Annotated in this window: 14 protein-coding genes and 1 pseudogene; 6 read left to right on the forward strand and 9 right to left on the reverse strand. The window is 32.7% G+C overall.

Features of this window, described 5'->3' with window-relative positions; all coding sequences use genetic code 11:
• Positions 1–8: 8 nt before the first annotated feature.
• Both JKA74_RS11570 and JKA74_RS11575 read left to right on the forward strand, forming a co-directional pair.
• On the forward strand, positions 9–1,337 hold the full coding sequence (locus JKA74_RS11570; RefSeq protein ID WP_201431352.1) for a RagB/SusD family nutrient uptake outer membrane protein: 1,329 nt from the start codon (positions 9–11) through the stop codon (positions 1,335–1,337).
• A gap of 141 nt (positions 1,338–1,478) precedes the next feature.
• On the forward strand, positions 1,479–3,662 hold the full coding sequence (locus JKA74_RS11575; protein ID WP_201431353.1) for a sensor histidine kinase: 2,184 nt from the start codon (positions 1,479–1,481) through the stop codon (positions 3,660–3,662).
• On the opposite strand, the gene JKA74_RS11580 is transcribed toward JKA74_RS11575, so the two are convergent.
• From JKA74_RS11580 to JKA74_RS11590, 3 genes and pseudogenes are all read right to left on the reverse strand, one after another.
• On the reverse strand, positions 3,639–4,250 hold the full coding sequence (locus JKA74_RS11580; protein ID WP_201431354.1) for a DUF6134 family protein: 612 nt from the start codon (positions 4,248–4,250) through the stop codon (positions 3,639–3,641). The two genes, JKA74_RS11575 and JKA74_RS11580, sit on opposite strands and share 24 nt — an antisense overlap.
• Before the next feature lie 176 nt (positions 4,251–4,426).
• Positions 4,427–5,113, reverse strand: a pseudogene (locus tag JKA74_RS11585) (YifB family Mg chelatase-like AAA ATPase); the annotation flags it as partial.
• Positions 5,114–5,160: 47 nt separating this feature from the next.
• Positions 5,161–5,757, reverse strand: coding sequence for a hypothetical protein (locus JKA74_RS11590; protein ID WP_201431355.1), 597 nt, complete (start codon positions 5,755–5,757; stop codon positions 5,161–5,163).
• A 215-nt stretch (positions 5,758–5,972) separates the two neighbouring features.
• On the opposite strand from JKA74_RS11590, the gene JKA74_RS11595 reads away from it, so the two are divergent.
• Positions 5,973–6,155 carry a hypothetical protein gene (locus JKA74_RS11595; protein WP_201431356.1) on the forward strand — a complete coding sequence of 61 codons (183 nt, stop codon included), beginning with the start codon at positions 5,973–5,975 and terminating at the stop codon, positions 6,153–6,155.
• A gap of 22 nt (positions 6,156–6,177) precedes the next feature.
• On the opposite strand, the gene JKA74_RS11600 is transcribed toward JKA74_RS11595, so the two are convergent.
• The 4 genes from JKA74_RS11600 to JKA74_RS11615 all read right to left on the reverse strand — a co-directional run bounded on the left by JKA74_RS11600 (position 6,178) and on the right by JKA74_RS11615 (position 9,965).
• Positions 6,178–6,633, reverse strand: a complete 456-nt coding sequence (locus JKA74_RS11600) for a 5' nucleotidase, NT5C type (RefSeq protein ID WP_201431357.1) — start codon at positions 6,631–6,633, stop codon at positions 6,178–6,180.
• A gap of 39 nt (positions 6,634–6,672) precedes the next feature.
• Positions 6,673–8,094: an endonuclease gene (locus JKA74_RS11605; protein WP_201431358.1), complete on the reverse strand. Its 1,422-nt coding sequence runs from the start codon at positions 8,092–8,094 to the stop codon at positions 6,673–6,675.
• A gap of 392 nt (positions 8,095–8,486) precedes the next feature.
• Positions 8,487–9,254: an HNH endonuclease gene (locus tag JKA74_RS11610; RefSeq protein WP_201431359.1), complete on the reverse strand. Its 768-nt coding sequence runs from the start codon at positions 9,252–9,254 to the stop codon at positions 8,487–8,489.
• Positions 9,255–9,965: a hypothetical protein gene (locus JKA74_RS11615; protein ID WP_201431360.1), complete on the reverse strand. Its 711-nt coding sequence runs from the start codon at positions 9,963–9,965 to the stop codon at positions 9,255–9,257. It abuts the gene before it with no gap.
• A gap of 427 nt (positions 9,966–10,392) precedes the next feature.
• Here JKA74_RS11615 and JKA74_RS11620 point away from each other — a divergent pair, with 427 nt between their 5' ends.
• Positions 10,393–10,785, forward strand: a complete 393-nt coding sequence (locus JKA74_RS11620; protein ID WP_201431361.1) for a recombinase family protein — start codon at positions 10,393–10,395, stop codon at positions 10,783–10,785.
• Complete coding sequence (locus JKA74_RS11625; protein ID WP_201431362.1) at positions 10,775–13,696, forward strand: P-loop NTPase fold protein; 2,922 nt, start codon at positions 10,775–10,777, stop codon at positions 13,694–13,696. The genes JKA74_RS11620 and JKA74_RS11625 overlap by 11 nt, the downstream gene beginning before the upstream one ends.
• Before the next feature lie 78 nt (positions 13,697–13,774).
• Here the strand turns inward: JKA74_RS11625 and JKA74_RS11630 are convergent, their stop codons facing one another.
• Both JKA74_RS11630 and JKA74_RS11635 read right to left on the reverse strand, forming a co-directional pair.
• Positions 13,775–15,604: a hypothetical protein gene (locus tag JKA74_RS11630; protein WP_201431363.1), complete on the reverse strand. Its 1,830-nt coding sequence runs from the start codon at positions 15,602–15,604 to the stop codon at positions 13,775–13,777.
• Positions 15,601–18,831 (reverse strand): hypothetical protein, encoded by a 3,231-nt coding sequence (locus JKA74_RS11635; RefSeq protein WP_201431364.1) that lies wholly within the window; start codon positions 18,829–18,831, stop codon positions 15,601–15,603. The genes JKA74_RS11630 and JKA74_RS11635 overlap by 4 nt, the downstream gene beginning before the upstream one ends.
• A gap of 499 nt (positions 18,832–19,330) precedes the next feature.
• Between JKA74_RS11635 and JKA74_RS11640 the strand changes: the two genes are divergently transcribed.
• Positions 19,331–19,564 (forward strand): helix-turn-helix domain-containing protein, encoded by a 234-nt coding sequence (locus JKA74_RS11640; protein WP_201431365.1) that lies wholly within the window; start codon positions 19,331–19,333, stop codon positions 19,562–19,564.
• Positions 19,565–19,607 lie beyond the last annotated feature (43 nt).

Consider the following 19,607-nt stretch of genomic DNA (forward strand, 5'->3'; position numbering starts at 1 on the left):
AAAAAGTCATGAAAAAATTTAATATAAAATCATTAACAAAAGGGTTATTGGCGTTTTCTGCTATTCTTTTCTTTTCTTGTGAATTTGAAGATCAAGTAGATCCTAACAACCCTAGTTTGCAACAATATAATTCAAATGCAACTGTCAACGAATTGAATAACCTAGTGGTTGGAATAGAGTCAGGAATGAGAAATGGTTATGTTTTGTATGTAACGTCCACAGGCACCATAGCAAGAGAGTTATATTTATTCAATGCAGATCCACGGAATACTGAGGATTTATTGGGTAAGAATGGGGGGCAATTAGATAATAATGTTTTCTATCTAAATGGCCCATACAATGGTAGTTATTCAAATGTGAAGAATACCAACATTCTCTTGGGAGCTCTAGACAATACTGAGCTGGTTTCTGATCAGGAGAAAAGCGGTTACAGGGGTTTTGCCAATACCGTTCAGGCATTACAAAAACTTCGTGTTTTAAACATGTTGGATGAAAATGGGATAAGGATTGACGTGGCTGATCCAGATGATTTAGGCCCTTTTGTAAGCAAAGATGTGGCTTTGGAACATATTGCTGATTTATTGAATACTGCTTATACCCAACTTGGTGATGCAGGAAGTGCGTTTCCCTTTGATCTTTCTTCAGGGTTTGATGACTTTAATACACCTGCTACTTTTGCCCAGTTCAATAGAGCCTTAGCGGCACGAGTTGCTATTTATAGAGAAGAGTGGAGTTCAGTTGCAGGGCTTTTGGATGATTCTTTCTTTGATCCAAATGGTGATTTAGGAGTTGGGCCAAAGCATAGTTTCTCTAATGCTTCTGGCGATCAACTGAATGGATTATTTAAAATTCCTGGTAATAATGGAGACATGATTGTTGTACATGATTCCATCATAAATAATGCTGAAGAAGGCGACTTGAGAATAGAAAGAAAGATGGCGGAAAGAGAGAATGCTGCTTCTCAAGATGGTTTGAATGGGCAGTATGAGACAGCACTTTACCCTACACCAACTTCTCCTATTGATATTATTAGAAATGAAGAGTTAGTGTTGATTTCTGCTGAGGCAAAATTGCAGACAGAAAATATTCCTGGAGCAATTAATGATTTGGATATTATTAGGGAGGCTGCCGGTTTAGATCCTTATTCCGGAGCAGCCACTGAAGCAGCGGTTACTAACGAATTGCTCAGACAACGTTTATATTCCCTATGGGCGGAAGGTCACAGAATGGTAGACTTGAGAAGGTATGGTTTATTAAATGCAGCCAATTTACCGATCGACAGAGCTGGTGATCAGGTATTTCAGCAATTTCCTGTTCCTTTAACTGAAGCGGACTAATGTTTTAAGATCATATTCTTTAACTATTATTAAAGCTCCCACTCAAGGGAGCTTTTTTTATGTGCTTTTTCCTGTAATTATAAATTGTCCTAATGGTTTTATTTCTGTAGCTTTCAAAGCTTAAAGCTTATAAATGAGTAAATGAAATACATCTTTAAATTAGGGTTTCTCTTTGGCTTATTATTCTACAGTAGTGCTTTCACCAAGGCTACTTCCTCACAAGAGCCAATAATACAATTGAATCAAGGTAAAGCTCATGAAAGAATTGGAGAAGATTTAATGATTTTAATAGATGAAACCAACCAACTTACTTTTGATCAAATACAAAGTGCGAATTACCAGGAAAAATTTACACGAAGTAAAGATGAAGTGCCTAGCCTTGGGTTAAAAAATGTAACTGTCTGGCTTAAAATTAACATTGAACTACTGGATAGCATTAATACTCCTTATGTATTGGAAATAGCTTTTCCTACACTTGATTCCATTTGTTTCTTTTCACAAATTTTCGGAAGTAGTGAATGGATGCGTATGTTTTCAGGAGACAGAATTCCTTTTGCCGATAGAATAATTGACCATAAAAACTTTGTATTTCCCCTTCATCTCAATTATGGCAACAAAACTACTGTTTATTTTAAAATCAGAAATAAAGGATCCATCATTTTACCATTGAAGATTATGCCTAAGCAAGACCTGCTAGCCGCAGGTCTCAAGGAAGAAATTGTTTACGGTATTTTCTATGGCATAATGATCGTTATGTTTTTGTATAATTTATTCCTGGCATTTGCCGCCCGCAGCCTTAGTTATATTTTTTATGTAGGAATAATTGCAGGGAACCTGCTTACTCTTTCTGCATTGAATGGCCATGCTTTTCAATATGTATGGTACGATAACCCATGGTGGGCCAACCATGTGATTGTTTTTGGTATAGGGTTATGGATATTGTCAGGCAATCTCTTTGCAGTCAGGTTTTTGGAGTCAAAGAAATATTCAATAGCCTACCACAGAATCTTTCAAGGCATGCAACTTCTGGGTTTGTTGATTATATTAAGTGCCTTTGTTGTGGATTACAAAATCAGTTTGCTAATAGCAAATTATATACTATCGGTTAATTGCGTACTATTATTTATCAGTGGCATATTCTTTTGGGTGAAGAACGTGAAGGTAGCAAGAATCTTCACCCTGGCTTGGGTCATGTATTTAATGGGAGTGTTGCTCTATACACTGAGAAACCTGGGTTATTTACCTGTTAATTTTATTACTACCCATGTGTTGGAGCTTGGGGCGGTAAGCGAGGTCATCCTTTTATCTATCTCTCTAGGCTATAAATACAGATTACTTGAGGTGGATAAAAAAAAGGCTCAAAAGAATGTGCTTGATATAATGACTAGAAGCCAGGAGCTGATTCAAAACCAGAATGAAGAGTTGGAGCTACGTATTGAAGAAAGAACTTTAGAACTTAAGCAAAAGCAGGATGAAGTGCTCCAGCAGAATGAGGAGCTCAATGCCAAGAATGATAAACTCATAGAGGCACAAAGCATTATTGAGCAACAAAATATCATGCTTAGAAAGTATAATGATGATTTAGAGCATCAAGTGACCACTCGTACAGATGATTTACAGCAAAGCAATCAGGAACTGGCTCAAAATGTACAACAATTAGAGCAATATGCTTTTATGACAGCCCATAACCTAAGAGCCCCTGTGGCAAGACTTCTGGGCCTGACAAATTTGTTAGAATTAAATCCTGATACAGAAAAAGTAGAGTGGCTTATGATCCTTTCTAAAATAAAAGATGAAAGTTATAGCCTGGATGCGGTAATCAAAGATATGAATTCCATTATTGAATTAAGGAAAGGATCCGAAATTGAGATAGAATGGGTGAATATTGAAGAGAAGGTAAATCAGGTAAAAAGAATATTGAAAAACACTATTTTAGTCAATGGGGTGAAAATTCAATTGGACACAAGAGCGTTTTCAGAATTCAAATGTAATCCTACCTATACGGAGAGTATATTTTATAATCTTATTTCCAATGCCATTAAATATAGGGCTCCAGGTGAGAATTCTTTTATACATATTATCACAGAAAAAACGGAGGATCAATTTATTATCCATATAAAGGATAATGGGGTGGGAATTAACTTACAGAAGCATGGAGCTCAATTATTTGGTATGTACAAACGTTTCCATACTCATGTGGAGGGGAAGGGACTGGGCTTGTTTCTGGTGAAAAGCCAAATGGATATTTTAAATGGCGAAATTAAAATAGAAAGTGAGCCTGGGTTGGGAACTACTTTTAGTTTATTTTTCCCCGCCAGGTTTTAATATAATCTCCAATTTCAAAAAACTGGAACTTACCTTTATTTTAGTACAAATACCTTCGCTGTTATATTCATATATGTTTTTATCTCCATTAGGAATTTCAAACATATATTTATTTTCATCTGGTAGTTTGGCAATTTTGATATATTCATGAAAGCGTTCAGAAAAAATGGAATCTCTCGCATTGGGCGGGGTAAAGTACAATTGAACCATGCTCCTGTTGATCAATCCTTCCAATGTTTCGGATTGTTGATTTTTATTGGAGATGTATTTTTCAGAGTCATGTACCCTCTGTAACTTAGCTTCTTCTATTAACTCTCCGTTCTTTCTATGAACGAAATACGAGCTTTCCAATACATTATTTTGATAAATAGCTTCGTACAAGTAAACGAGTTGAGTGGTTTTAAATAGTGTATATTCCACATCTGTTACAGCAGAATAATAAACTTTTTCTTCGGATATTTCTTTTTGGGTCACCAGTATACCTCCTACATGCTTATCGGATACAAAAATCTCATACTCCAACTCCTGGGAGAAGGAGTCAAGTGTGATTAACACCATTAAACATGCAGTAAAAATAGCTTTTAACATAGTTTATGTTAGATAATTAGTAGTTTAGTTGGCTTTATTAGCAGCATTCTTCTGTAACAATAAGGACTAAACTCTATTATCATCTATTTATTATATAATAAACAGGTACTGTAACTTTAAATACTTGCTTTTGCTTCACAACATTGCCTGTAAATTATTAATAACCTGTTTTTCCTTTAGCCTGCCCAGCCTTCTCTATCCAAACTTCTATATTGGATAGCTTCCGCAAGGTGTTCTATTTTGATTTCCTCACTTTTAGCCAAATCTGCTATAGTGCGTGATACTTTTAAAATGCGGTCATAGGCTCTGGCAGAAAGCCCCAGTTTTTCCATTGCATTTTTCAGAAGTGCTTTTCCGGCTGTACTAATCAGGCATAGTTCCTTTACCATTTGAGAAGGCATCAGCGCATTGGAATGTACTTCAGGATGATTTTCGAAACGCTTGTCCTGAACAGCACGCGCTGCTATCACTCTTTCCCTGATAGTATCACTACTTTCGGCCTTTCTATCAGATGTCATTTGTTCAAATGAAACAGGAGTCACTTCCACATGTAAATCAATTCTGTCTAAAAGTGGGCCGCTCACTTTATTGAGATAGCGTTGCACGGCACCCGGAGGGCAAACACATTCTTTTTCCGGATGGTTATAATAACCACATGGACAAGGATTCATGCTGGCCATTAGCATGAAATTGGCCGGAAAATCCACGGATACTTTGGCCCTGGAGATAGTAACTCTCCTTTCTTCCAAAGGCTGGCGCATTACTTCTAAAACAGTTCTTTTAAACTCCGGTAATTCATCTAAAAAGAGTACCCCATTATGTGCCAATGAAATTTCACCAGGTTGTGGCAGACCACCACCTCCTGCAAAAAACCAAAGATAGCGATACTTTAACAAAAGTAAATGAGACTTTAGGATTGAATCATATTCAGGTATTTTCCCAGTTTTAATAATAACTTGTTCCTAGGTAGATTAGAAACAACATAACCACCAGCCAATATTATTGTCGAAAGAATAATTGAACGATTAAAATATTGTTTTTCCCATGACGCTGCAGCTACTAGCAACAGTAAAATAAGATAAACAAAACAAATAAAAAATACTGTATTTATAACTTCAATGATCACTATATTCTTTATAGAAGATACTCGAAGGTTTATTTTTGTTTTATTAAGATAAAAATAATCCTTTACCCGCTTAATTTGATTTATACTAAATTCTTCTCTGATTTGTGGGTACAGGGTTATCAGCTTATCTCTTACTTTTCTATCAAGATTTCTCAATTTGGATATTCTTTCAAATGCCTCATCTTTTAGACTATCCTTATATATTAAGTTTAAGTTGGGGTCATCAACATATTCTAAAATAGTGAGCGTGTTCTGATGGGAATTCATCTTTTCAAAACGATAAGATCTAGTGAATAAGAAATAGACCCCTTTGTAGTTTTTTAAAAGGAACATGCAAAGAGTTAGTAACGAAGAAATTAAAATAATCAAATAGTCAGTCATTTTTAGAGGTAGGTTAAATTTTCATAAGAAGATTCGCGAAACTACTTTATTATTAATTAGGATATAAATAAAAGAAATAACCAACAAAGAAGATAGAAAAATTTTAAAATAGTTCTATTTTTTGGTTTATTGTTGGGATTCTAATCGGTATTTGTATAATGCTTTTATTATCAGATCCTTTGTATTTTGTTTAAATAAAAAACATTACAGTAGTTATGAAGAAGATTCAATGGGAAGAAAACATGACGCCAGAGCAGCAAGACCTTCATTGGGCAAGAGAGTTTATCCAGAAACCCTTTGATGAAAGGTTTTCATATTTGTGTAAACTTCAAATGATGGGCAGAAAACAACCCAAACCAAATGATAGGCAAAAGAAACGTATTGAATGGAAACCATGAAATTTGTTTTATTAATAAACACCTACTCGAAATATTTCCCTATAGACTCCCAATCTGGAAAATCTTTAGAACCAAAGTGAATCAGCTTTCCATCGAATAAATCTTGACCTCTGCCTTCAGCATAATCATCAATCAGATAATCACCTTTAAGCAAAGATTTATCATACGCAATGATTAGTCGCTCTACCCAATCAAACCCTAATTTCTCTTCTACCCAAATCCTTTTTTCTGTGTAGCAAGCAGGATTATAAATACTAGGAGCAGTTAATATGTAAACCTGATATCTCGAGTCCTTAAAAAGCTTTTGCACTACTTCTTCAGCACCCTTTGAAAATTCTAACTCTCTAAAGAATCCGTTAACTGATTGCGGAAATTCTACTTCAGGATAAAGTTCTTTATAATTTTCATATTGTTTCCTGTAGATACAGATCGTATCATCCATATCTAAATAAATTATCTTTTTCTTATCCTTTTCCATTTTTTCAAGATTAACGTGGCAAACTTTCTTTAATCAATTCTATTCCAGCTTTATAAGCTTTTGTGTATACAGTTTACCCTTCATTGAGATATGTAGATAATATACTCCCGGCTGTATTTTCTCAAGTGCTTTTTCAACTTTCCTACTTTTAGAAGTTTTGAAAATAACTGATCCATTTGCATTATACAAAGTGGTAAAATCAAAACCTTCAACTTGGAAAGTTGCCGAATTACGTATTGGATTAGGGTATACAAAAATTTTATCGCTAATAACATCTGCAGATCCTGTTACTGGAGGCTCTTCTGTTTTCTGAAACTGAACTTTTAACGGTTGATAAAAAATCGAATCACAGGTAGTTATATGCTGAATTGAGTCTACTACAACAGTATCTTTATGTTCACCTTCATAACGTACAAATAGTTCCTTTTGGACATCGCCATTGACACTAGTGAGCTTTAAGGTATCATTTGATTCAATATAGGTTTCAAATGACTCTTCTAAAGAAATTGTGAAATTAGCTGGAGGGATAATAAATAACTGGTTAGTTAATCCGGAAACTTGAAAGGAATAATCAGCAACTATAGTAGTTAGGGATTCATCTATGTTAAATAATAAGGAATCCGGATTAAACTGATAATGGAGAATTACTGTGTCGCAAGGGTTCACTGGAGCTTCTCCCCAAATCCTATCCACAAATTCTGGATGATCTATAAAAGGATTTCTGTTCTCCTGATAACTATATATAACATCATTTCTTCTACGCTCCCAATTATCAACAGGGTCTAATTGGTGCCATTCAAGTAATACAGATAGTCGAGCATGAACAGGAGAAGTGCTACTTTGGTCTTGTAGTTCCTCAACTAGCTCTAAATCTGGTTCGCCATTTTCTCCTTCATACCTGGTTGCCATATAGAAAATTGACCTGGCTACATCTCCCTTTACCTCATCCCTAGGTTCCCAGACATAGGCAGAGCTGCTGGTAAAGCTTCCTGTAGGACCAGAGTATTTACCACTTTGATCAATGTATTCTGTATCTCCGTAATCAAAATTTCTATTAGACCTGGCTGAATTGGTTGAAATATCCTCTGCATGCAAATTATGAGTATCTGTTCCCGGCCCTTTATTTGTACCTAATTCGCCTCTACTTTGCGCCCACACGTGTTCCCGGCTCCAACCAGTATTATTGTTATACTCTTCAGATGCAAGCATTCTAAAGCCTGAGTAAATTCCTACAACAGAATCCTGGTAAATAGAGTCGGCATCAGCAACTTTTAAAATATCCCAAACATCAGTATTTGAACTTGTGTAGGGGAATTCTGTATGATCCTTAATGATGTTATGCAAGGTCATTTTTAATTCATCCTTTAATTTTCCTTGAGTGCCATTATAATATCCTGAAGGTACTTGTGCCATACCTATTATGGGAGCTAAACAAATAAAAAGTAGAAGTCTAATTCTCATAGGTTTTGTTTTATGAATGTTCAATGCCTTGTAAAGTTATTGATTACTTTAAATTTGTTTGAAAAAAAGGATAAGAAATTAGAGCTATAGTGGAAACCGTTTTACTTCATTTCCATTAGGCCTAGTGACAGGGTTCTTGTATTTTGACGCCATCTAATTTAGACTAGTTTACTTTTTTATCTTTCAGATCAAAATGGGTTAATGAGAAAAATGGGACAAAATATTCTTTAGAGATATGGCTTCTTACAAATATTGGGAGAATTATTCAGTTGATTGTTTTCAGGGTGTTATTCTTTACAATATTGCCTTTATGGATAACTCGGTAGTAAAGTTCCATAATGTCTCCGTATAAATCTACAACTATCATACTATTCATAACATTCTTAGGATCTTTAACCATAAGATTTGATACCGTAAATTTTGAGGTTAGAATAAATTACTCTAAGCTGTTTTTTTTCTTCATGGTCAGTAGATGTTAATCCTTTCAAAGCTATGAACGCTAATTCTTTTACAATTTCCAGATCAGTGTTAGGAATATTCCAAATATCTTGAAAATCAAACCATCTTACACCTTTTTCTTTTAATAGAATCTGATATGAGTGGTTGTTTGTGCTACCATATATTCTTATTTGGTTGTGTGAGTGTGTAGAATAAGTAAATTTCTTTTTCTTTTTAGTAAAACCATCATACCATAAAGCTTGTGTTCTGAATTTACTTATATTCTTGAATAAATCGAGAACATGTTTACTCATAAATTGATCTTGAACTGTAAGGTATTCAATACATGTACTACCAACAGTTTTATAACCCCATTCAGGATGATATGTTAAATGTTCATATCTTATTTCAGTACCACATCCCTTTCTCTCACATATACCACTAAGTTCTCCTAAATCTGTAATATCAATTAATGTCCAACCAAAAGAAGGTTCAATCTTATTGTGTTCTCTTGCGTGACATCCCTTACAAAGAGTAACACAGTCAAAAAGATTATATTCCCATATGTTCTTGTAGGGGACATATTTTAAATGGTGAACCTGCAAAGATGTTTGTTTTGAGCTTCTTTCACATTTAACGCAACAGTAGTTATCTCTAGATTTAACTCTCATAGAAAACTCATGCCATTCCTTGCAATGATATTGTCTTTTAATTATTCTCAATTAATAGACATTAATGAGCTTTTTATTTTTCACATCAGATACTTTCCATAATTGATAGTTTAATTTATAAAGTACCTTAAACGCCCGACAGGCATTACCCACTAATACTTCCCAAGGGCAATCAATCTTCCATTTGATTTCATACCAACCTAAATCTAAATCATATTTTCTTTCATCATTTGGCAAATTGATATTATCAATTTCATATATCAAATAGTTACGAAGTAACTTGAACAGATTACTCTTTTTCCCATTGAAATACTTTTCCTCGGTAGATGATATACCTGCATTTTGTTTGAATTCAAAATCTCCAAACTGTTTGAGTGAAAGTAGGAGTTCCCAATAGTCATCATCTGCGTATTTTAAATTCTCGGGATGATATAGGTAACAATTCAAATAAATTGTGGCATCCATTAAATCTATTCCAAAATCAAATGTGTCATTAGTTTTAATAGATTTCAGCAACAAGTGCTGTCCAAAAGGATTCATTCTACAATAATTGTCATCCCAACTATCCTTAAAATTACCGTATTTATAAAAGCAATCTGCTATATCTTTAAATATATCATTCATACCTGTTATGATTTTCATAAATTCTTCCTCGTCATATTCATCGGGTTTCCAATTAGCATGTATATAGAGATCGAGCTTTTCCTGCCAATCAGAGTGCTTTCCTTTGGTCTGATTAATAATTTTTTCGAGTTTATTCATAGTATATTTGAATTAGGAAATGGATAGTAATTTAGTAAAATTTTACTTAACTATAATTGTGATCTACGACTAGTTGGAATATAGCCAAGAGAGGGACGCAAGGCACAGTATGTCTGTATAGATATGACAAATTTTACATTTATTTGATAGTTACCTTTATAAGATTTATCCTATAAAAGGTTATTGAGAAAAATGAGCCAAAAATATCTTTAAGAAATATACCTTACTCCCTTACACCTATTTTTCTCAGCCATTCAATAACATTTTCCCGCACTTCTACCTTCTTGTCTCCTTCCATCAGAAAATAGATTCCATCTCTTTCTATCCCCCCCTTTGGTTGAAAATCCTTCTAAAATGGTACTTTTAGTACATAATTTATACAAGGGTTTCGACTAAGGATCAATCTACAGCAAGGCAGCTTAATGATATGAAAGGTGTAGAGAGATTTGAGATGATCAAGGTCTTCTCTGAAAAAGTATCTAATTTGATAGAGTACTTAAAAACTACTGGAGTAGCACTTTATATTCATAATATTGGAGCAACCATTAATACCAATAATGAAACTGGTGAGATTTTCACAAAACTGATAGTCACCATAATGGCAGATTTGGCCAGGCTTGAAAACGAGCAAATGAGTTACAGAATCAAGTCTGGAATTAGATCTAGGAAAGCAAAAGGTTTTACTACTGGAAGAAAGATAGGCTCAAAAGAAACTTACGAAAATTTTCTAGCTAAACATGAAGACATAATTAAATTTAAGAGAGAAAATTTAGTATTTTCACCTTTTATGCTGATCAAATTTCAACCTTATGGCAATTAACTCTTCCAATGTTTATCCATTTAAAGTTATCCTTGAACAAGCAGAATTAGAGGATAAATTTCAAAATCAAGCCCATGAAAGGATTTCGGAAACATTGTTCAATACTATAAGAAATAATGAAACAGGTTTTACGATTGGACTTGAAGGGAAATATGGATCTGGTAAAAGCACAATTATAAATCTATTAAAGAAAAAAGTAGAGAGACAGTCAAATCTCCTGCTTTTTTATTTTGATGCATGGGCACATGAAGGAGATCCTTTGCGTAGAATTTTTTTAGAAAGCATGATTTCTCAATGCCTACCTAAAGAAAGTGTGAAGAATGATAATCTTAAGGAAATAGCTAAACTTGTTAAAAGAATAAAAGGACAGTTTTTTGAAAAAAATATTCAGAGTAAAAGAAGCACAACAAAATTGGGTTTCTGGATTGCTTTATCAGGGTTATTTATCCCCATTGGACTTGCTATACTTTCTTCAATAGGTAAAGGCGCATATTCATTGGATTTTAAAGGAGAAATACATTGGCAAGCATTTGCAGGCTTTATTGCAATTTGTCTACCTATTATTGTTCTATTTTTTAATTTCTTAATACTTCATATCTATTCCTGGCCAACAAAGAAAATAAAAAAGTATTCTGATATATATGCGTCTTACAATTGGGCTTTCTTACAAAGTAATAGTTTAGAGAGTATTGAAGAGACTACTTATCAAGATGATGAACGCACTTCTATTGAGTTTGAAGAGTTTTTTAATGAAATACTTGATTATATATTTAAAAATGAAAAGAAAGAAAAAGTTATAATAGTTTTAGATAATATTGACAGGGTTCTACCAGATGATACAGTAAAAATAATCTCACTGATTCAAAATTTTGGACTTGCTAATGAAAATTTAAAGGTTAGAACTGATTCTAATTATCATAAAATTTTTACTGTTGTGCCATATGATGCAAAAGGTTTAAAATCAAGATTGGTATTAGAAAATAGTATTGAAGATATATTAGAAAGATTCCTGGAGAAAAATGTTCAGCTCAGAATGTTAGTGCCAAACCCTGTAGCTAAAGACTGGTTGAGTGTTTCAGAAAACGCAATTAAAAAGGCTTTCACTGGTTGGCCTCAAAGTGATATAGAAGATATTAAAATGGTATTCCACCAAATTTATTCACAACCAGATTTTAGTCCCTCTCCAAGAGAATTGAAAATCTTTATTAATCAGGTTGGTATTCTTCGAACGCATTTTACGAATCAAATATCTACTAAAGTGTTGGCTTACTATGTGATGAAAAGGTTCCTCTTTTCAGATTTGCTTTACTCTTATTCGCGAGATAGATTGCCTAAACAAACATTTATCCAAATGCTAGTGAATGGGGATATACCAACTCTGACAGATAACCGGGTCTTAAATCATTCAACAGTAAATGAAGAACTAGTAATGATTTTATTTGACGTCCAAGATGGAAATGACGGTTATGAAATATTGTTACAATCACCATTAAGGGTAGCTTTAGAGTCTCAGAGTATTGTAGAAATAAAGAAGTATGCCAAAACTCATGGTCAAAACTTTTGGAGAGTAGCTAATAATCTTATCCAGACATGTGATACCGAACAGGCCTTCACATTTTTCGGAGCATTTAACCTGGCATTTGGATTGAAATGTTTTCGTCATCTTCCATTGTTTCAGAATAGGATTGATGAAGTCGTACTTAACATTAAAAATGATTTTGTTAAGCAGCAACATCATCATTTTAGAATATTTAAAAATAATCTAATCACAACTATCGATATGGCAACATTAGATAAGGGTAAGATTTACAAATATTGGTTGCGTGTGATGAAGGTTGTACTGCTTGAACCTATTGAAAATCAACCAACAGAAGATATTCTGCAGGAAAAAATTATTAATTTTAATGATTTGTATAATTCAATCAGTCAATCAAGAAAACCAGAGCAAATAGTAAGTGATTCCAAATCAATCCCTTGGATTAAATTGGCAAAGATAAATTTTATAAAAGGTATAAATTTTAATGACATTTTAATACCAGAGAAAGAAATGGTTGAAAATTATATATCTGAATACAGTAGCAAGGAAAAGTATGATGATGATTTTCCATACCTTATCCAGTATTTGCTTTCTGCAGATAAGCTTTCCTACCAAGAATGTCTCACATATGCTCTAACTATTCTTAAATCATCTAAAGACAATAATAAAAATTTACCTCCAGATACTATTCTTTCTGTAAGCGAAGCTTATTTCGATTATTTGCACTTTGTAATTGTGAAGTATAAAGATGAATATTCGCTTGATGATTTGAAGATAATCTTTTCTCAGACCTCCATAAGTAAAAATATACCCATCAGACCTTACTCTACCCTACTTTATAAGATAGGCCTGATTCGAGGTTATTTGTTAGGAGAAAATTTAGGAAATCAGGAGATTTTCGATGGCAAGGGAATGCTTACTTTAACAAGAAAAAGAAGTGGGCTTACGGCGGAAGAGAGTCCTAATATTTACGAGATTTTTTATGTAGAAGACCTGTCATTTGTAAACTATGTTGTTGATGATATTGTGAAGCACTCAATGTGGAAACAGTTTTGGACGTTATGGAGAAATAAGGAAGCTGTCAATATATATTTAGCTTTAAAGAAAACGATAGAAAATTCAAGCTTAGATGTTCATGGAGCTAAATTAATAGATTTGTTTAGTGGTATAGACTTGTTAAAAAGTAATGGAGAAAATGAATCTACTATTATTTTATTTATTAGGTATTTTATCAATAATTCATCTATAGAAATATTGAGTAAAAAGAAATTTTTAAAGGATTATAGGCTAATGGTGTCAAAGAATAAAATCAGTACAGAATATTACAATGAAGCTTATAATATGATAGTTTCTGAATTTTTTAAAGATTCGTAGGGGTACTGGTGAATCAAAATGTGTCAAATGCCATGAGTAAATTATCAAAAGTTAAAGTTCTATATGATCAGTATTATACTATCTAACCTCATCTGCGCCTTTATTTTTTGTCTCTATTTGGTATATGTTTAACAAGCCAAAAGGATAAGGCAGAACAGGGCTGCCACTTGACCTGATAAAATCTACATTCATTAATTGGAAATATTCATTTTTAACGAAATGACCATTTAGTGGTATAATTCTACGTATTGCGAAAGAGTTACTCTGCTTAATATTCATACTATACTCAAACCCACAAAAGTATTCTAGATTATCATCATCAAACCATATTCCCTGGTGAAGTTTTAGGTTAGATTTTTTGCCAGGCATTTTATATTTGTTTTGAAGCATAGTGCTTTTTGTAATCTTCAGTAAAGGGTAGATTTCCTTCTTGTATTTTAAAATATCTTCAAATGATGTCTCACCGGCAAAAGTTGTTTCCAGAAATTGATTATATTCAGGATAATCATCCAAATAAAAATCTTGAATTGGCTTTAAATCCTCTCTTTGATTAAAGTCATCTGTTTTTGAAGCGTAAAGAAATTTCTTTTTTAAAGTAGTGATCATAACAATATTCCCTGTTTCCCGGTCCACCATGAAAGCAATATGATTAGGAATAGCTTTCTGAAATCCAGAGTATTCAATAAAGGCGGAGATGAGAATGTCAGAGATTTTACTATTTGCTAATGATTCTACAATTATTTTATCATCCTCAAAATATAATACATCATTGGCGCAAACATATATATATTTTCTAGCTATTTCTAAATCGGGTAAATGTTGAATACTCTTGTGTCCGGCAAGTATGCCTTTTAGAAGAAGTTGATTTTCAATGATTTCAAGCTTCATATTCAGTTCTTCTGAGTTTATTTCATAATTGAAGTAATCTGAACTGTTGGAATCATTACTGTTTACATTTAGTATGTGACTTACAGCATATCTATTTTTTAAATATTTGTACTCATCTTCTATTCCACTCTTAATAGCGGCCTCTTTAGTGTAATCCAAAATAATTATTTTATTAAGTGATTCACTATTATTGAGGAAAGCAGGTAGCTCTATATCTTTATTATGCCGATAGTCTATAAAATGATATTCTTCAGAACTAGTATCCAGTGTTAATTTATGTTGTTTTACTTTTGAGAAATTACCGGACACTTGTTTGAGATTTAAGCCAAGTGTTTCAAAAAAATCAATTGTCTCTTTCAAATAGTTCCATAATATAGAATTTCTTGACTTTTCATATTTGTTTCTTGATTGAGTATCCATGAAGTCTACCTGGCTTCTATACTTTAGTGAGGAAAACTTTTGGTAAACATCCACGGATTTCCCTATTAGCGCCTCAGGCTTAATTTGTTCAAAATACTGTAGGTTATCTCTTTGTATTGGTATGTAAGCAAGCTCTCCTCTATAGATATCCATAGCAGATACTTTTCTGAATGTTATGGCATGGTCTTCTAATAAAATAAAAGACCCTTTTTTATAATCATGGGTAACATCTAATTCAAGCGCTGAGAGAAAATTTTTACTAGATGCTTTTACTAATAAGATAGGTTTGTAGCTACTCTTAAACTGGACATTATTATGAGATTGATAAGAAGCATAACTAAATAAAGCTTTAATACAATCTGGAAATTCCTCTTCTAGTAATGCTTTTTCGTGGAGATTTGATTCTCCAACGATGAATGCGGTATTTTTAAAACTGTTAAAATAATATGCTAAATTAAATTTACCTTTCAACCAATTATGAGCCTCAATGTATTTTCTTTGACCAGTAAAAGCAGGAAGCTGAACTTTAAAAATATTGACATTTAATTTAGACTTAGCTAAATCAAAATATAATGCTGTTTGATTTACTATTTCTTTCATTTGGATAATTCGTAAAGAAGTGACTCTAAAACAGCATTCCTTTCCTCTCCTGAATGCATGTTGGTTATTCCTGGGCATGTTATAATATCAGCCGACTCAATGGGGACTTGATTACCATACAAATCAAAGCCCTTGCTGATTAAAGTGTCGTTACTCGAAGCATAATTAACAATAAAGTACCTTGCTTCAGGATAATAAAATCTAATGGTTTTAAGTTTACTAATACTATCTTCTATTAAATCAGTCCCTTTGAACATTAATTGTAAAATGGTTTTTTCTCCATACAGCTTTGCATCAATAAAATTAGACCCTGTTTGAATATCGGCTAGTTCAACCAATTCTCGTTGAGTAACATTGGAATATTTTACGCCATAACTAAACAAGATTGCTTTAATTGCTTCTTCTCCTAAAGCACCATAGACAATTGCCTGAAAAAATAATGGATGCCATACACTGATGTTTTGAAATTGACTATGTCTGTATTCTAATTCATAACCATAATGTTCAAAATGGCGAATAACGTTCTTATTTTTTGAGACCAAAGTATAAGGATAGCTATAGTCAATAACTTGTCCAGAATTCGCGTTTGGTGGATAAACGTTAAGGCCATCTAACCAAAGCTTTTGGTTATGAAAGTGAGGTGTTTTGATAAAGCAATTTTTAAGTTTGGGTGGTTTTTGAATAAGAACATCTTGCCGTATACTTAGCCAATTGACCCAGCCATCCTCATCTCCGCCTTTTCTGTAACTATTCAGCCCTAGCAACAGAGAATTAATTTCTTCCTTTAATAAGAAGGTTTCCTCTTCAATTGAATGAGCTTTAATACTATCCTTAATTAGTTCAACTGAAGTGTTTTTAATTATTAAGCTATCAAGTTCGTTAAAATGTGCTGATTTGAAATTATTTCGTTCTTTCAATTCAAAATTTGAGGTATAAATAGGGTCTGTTAGAAATTTAGTATAAATTGATTCTACGTCTTTCCATAAGATAACTTCGCAGTGATCTGTTTTTTCCCATTTTCTATCTTGTCTACCCAATACCTGAATTATTAGAGCAGCCATATATACTGGATATTCTTGTGACTCAAGATAAATCTTATTTAGCCTTGTAAGGCCAGAAGCTAGCCCTTCATGATATTGCTCGAATGAAATGTCTGTATTAAAGAGTAATTTGGCCCATAGAAAAAAATTCTCTTTTTTTTCTTTTCTCTTTTCTTCTCTATGGCTTATATTATGGAGAGCATAATAACTCCTTTCAAGTATGGCAATCGCGTCAAAATCGACTAACGAATTATTTTTAAAACAAATTGGATTTAAGCCATTGGAGGCGCTGGCGAATTGAGTTATAACAATTGTAGCATAATTTCCATTATTGAAGATATTTTTATAATCCGGATCGTCTTCTTTCATGAAACGATAAGAGTTCTTGTTTAAGAAAAATAAGTTAAGAACCTTACCTTGAATGCATATTTCGAAATGAATTTTATGCTTTGTAATTTTCAGCTCCTTCCAAATTTTTGAAAATACTAATTCATTTTCATCATTAAAAAGCCCCTTTAGTTGACTAAATGTAGTTGCATAAATCAAATGAGTTTTAGATTTTGATTTTGTGGCCACAAAATCAAAGTAAGTGAAGAACCTTAAAAGCCTGTTATGCCTAATGTCAATTACTTTATCAAACTCATCTTCTTTTAGTAAATACCCGTTATTCTTTAAAAGTTTAAATAGGTTTATATATGAAGGCTGATGGTTATCATCAAGTGAGTAGTAGGAAATAGTAGTCTCTCTTAAGTCTTTTTTCCTTTCAATCTCTGATTTTATTACTTGTTTATACTCTTCTGTCCAGTCTATAAAGTAATGTTGTTTTCTCAATTCAGAAATATCAAAATTATTAATATTTCTAGGAATCTGAAGAGTAGCACTTATACCCATGACCAGGTTTTTCCTCGAAATCTGATCTATGATTTTTTCGGGTGTAGAGATTAATTGAGAATAGCTTAAGTTTACCCTTTTGTTTATTAATAAGTCTTCTTTTGAAGCCTCAATGAAGTTAAAGCTCCCTCTGTAAAATTTACTAATATTTGAATTGTTCTTTTGAGGTTGAATCCGGAAGAAGTATGGTGTTGTGGAAGAGAGGAAATTATAAATCTTGCCAGGTGAATCATCGTTATGCTTACTCCAGATATCATTAATAATGAAGTTAAAATAGCTTTCCCCCTTTTTGTCATGGATTTTCTTTAAGCAAGTAATTAAACTACTAATAGTTGATGTAAAAACCCTGAAAAAGACATTTGAATATATACCACTATTATGATTGGAGATCAAAAAGTTATCTTGATCAGGTATTTGTTCTAAATAGTAACCTCTCTTCAAAAAATCTTTAGTTGAATGAAAAGCCGAGTTAAGGGTTTCAGGTCTATCTAAATTACTAATAAAATAATGACGTTCCGGGAACTCAATATTATATTTCTTTAGCTTGGAGATAAACTTATCGCAAATTGAAGCTAACTCGTCATTAACTGCAGGGTTTCTTTGATTCCAGTCAATAAAGTCTTCTAAAAAAATAAAAATATTTCTTAACTCCTTTTCATCACTTATTTGATTAAGGATCCATCTATATGTAAAATCAAATTCATCAATTATTATTATAAAATCCTTGAAACTCATTAGGCTGTGGACCCTATCTCCATCATAGGAGGGTTTCATAAGTTTCTGAATTGAAGCAACTAAAATTTTCTCGTCTCCTTCTAAAAACCTTTTAATTGGAAATATTAGTCTTTTAGTATCTTCATCTAAAATGTAATTATTTTTTATGTGGTTGTAAATCCAGGATGCATCGTCAGAGATAATAGAATAATCTTGTTCTTTATCATATTGTAAGAACCGTTGTACTTTTAAAAGGCGAGTTTTCAGGTTACGATGGATTTCTGGATTATGATTAAATATTAGGGAATCCTTAATGGACCTTTGTAAGGTGTTATTTTTAATTAAATCTATAATATGATCTGGATTACTTTTTAAGTGAATACCTCTTTCACCTATATCGTTATAAAATTGCTTTGCTAACCCATTAAAATAGGTAGTGTAAATAATTTTTTGGTCAGGGGAATTATCCAATAGGTCGATTACAGCTTTTGTCTTGCCCATACCTGTAGGTGCGGGCACGAAAAATAATCCATTTTTATTCTTGCTAATAACATCAGCATAAACATCATATAATGTATTCATCTAGGTTTGGTTAAAAATAAAGGAGAAGATGAGGTTTATTAATCGACGATCAATATATGAAAAATTACTAAAGGGAGTGAGATTTTTAGTAATTAATTGCTATAGATATATTGGATGAATTCTCATCTGCTCCTTTTTTCCTATTGATATGCGAATACAATAAAGGGTATGAGCTTAATGAGACTTTAATCAATTGTATCTACTTCTCAGATGTAGTATCTAGCTTATCAACAAATTTAATGCTGATTAAGTCAATTAATTCTAAATCACCTGATTCTAATTCAATAAGGGCTTTAGTTTCGGTTACAAAATTACTTTGCAAATAAACAAAGCGATGAAAGTAACCTGTGTTATTGCTTTTATCACGAAATTTTATTTTAACCCTTCTTAGACTTTTCATCTTATTTGTCTGCCTAATTTACTGCAAATATAAAATTAAAAATCATAATCCGCACAAATAGTCTGTGTCCTGGCTTTTTCTTCACAACTACTTTTGATTGTGGAAATACAAAAAAGGATCGGTATTCAAATAGCTAAAATACGAAGGCAAAAAGGTCTTACCCAAGAAGACTTAGCCGATCTTGCCGACATTCATCCTGACTATATTGGAAAAATAGAAAGAGGAGAAAGATCTCCTTCTTTAATTCGATTTCTGAAGATACTTGACGCCCTTAAGTTTAGTTATAGTGAGTTTTTTAAAGATTTCAAAGGAGGAATTGATAATCAGCCTTAATAATTACATAGCGGGCCTTCAGTGATAAATAAAAAACTGTTTC

The organism is Marivirga aurantiaca (assembly GCF_016679925.1).
In the GTDB taxonomy this organism is placed as follows: Bacteria; Bacteroidota; Bacteroidia; order Cytophagales; family Cyclobacteriaceae; genus Marivirga; species Marivirga aurantiaca.

Bases quoted from the DNA above. Each gene is read 5' to 3' on its own strand.
- JKA74_RS11570 (WP_201431352.1), top strand. From the start codon at position 9: ATGAAAAAATTTAATATAAAATCATTAACAAAAGGGTTATTGGCGTTT.
- JKA74_RS11575 (WP_201431353.1), top strand. From the start codon at position 1,479: ATGAAATACATCTTTAAATTAGGGTTTCTCTTTGGCTTATTATTCTAC.
- JKA74_RS11580 (WP_201431354.1), bottom strand. From the start codon at position 4,250: ATGTTAAAAGCTATTTTTACTGCATGTTTAATGGTGTTAATCACACTT.
- JKA74_RS11590 (WP_201431355.1), bottom strand. From the start codon at position 5,757: ATGACTGACTATTTGATTATTTTAATTTCTTCGTTACTAACTCTTTGC.
- JKA74_RS11595 (WP_201431356.1), top strand. From the start codon at position 5,973: ATGAAGAAGATTCAATGGGAAGAAAACATGACGCCAGAGCAGCAAGAC.
- JKA74_RS11600 (WP_201431357.1), bottom strand. From the start codon at position 6,633: ATGGAAAAGGATAAGAAAAAGATAATTTATTTAGATATGGATGATACG.
- JKA74_RS11605 (WP_201431358.1), bottom strand. From the start codon at position 8,094: ATGAGAATTAGACTTCTACTTTTTATTTGTTTAGCTCCCATAATAGGT.
- JKA74_RS11615 (WP_201431360.1), bottom strand. From the start codon at position 9,965: ATGAATAAACTCGAAAAAATTATTAATCAGACCAAAGGAAAGCACTCT.
- JKA74_RS11620 (WP_201431361.1), top strand. From the start codon at position 10,393: ATGAAAGGTGTAGAGAGATTTGAGATGATCAAGGTCTTCTCTGAAAAA.
- JKA74_RS11625 (WP_201431362.1), top strand. From the start codon at position 10,775: ATGGCAATTAACTCTTCCAATGTTTATCCATTTAAAGTTATCCTTGAA.
- JKA74_RS11630 (WP_201431363.1), bottom strand. From the start codon at position 15,604: ATGAAAGAAATAGTAAATCAAACAGCATTATATTTTGATTTAGCTAAG.
- JKA74_RS11635 (WP_201431364.1), bottom strand. From the start codon at position 18,831: ATGAATACATTATATGATGTTTATGCTGATGTTATTAGCAAGAATAAA.